Source organism: Dietzia sp. B19 (genome assembly GCF_014145155.1).
GTDB lineage: Bacteria > Actinomycetota > Actinomycetes > Mycobacteriales > Mycobacteriaceae > Dietzia > Dietzia natronolimnaea.
Map to the genome: position 1 here is coordinate 10,753 of NZ_JAALED010000572.1, position 236 is coordinate 10,988.

Consider the following 236-nt stretch of genomic DNA (forward strand, 5'->3'; position numbering starts at 1 on the left):
CAGGACTGTCAGTAGCCCGAAGCCGTCAGGTCGTCCCCGCGCAGGCGGGGCTGTTCCGTGGATCAGCCACAATCCACTCTCGAGAAGCTCGTCGTCCCCGCGCAGGCGGGGCTGTTCCCGACATGGTCGAGTTGGATGGCCTTGGGACGGGGTCGTCCCCGCGCAGGCGGGGCTGTTCCCGGGGATGTCATGTTCGCGCCCGAGGACAGTAGGTCGTCCCCGCGCAGGCGGGGCTG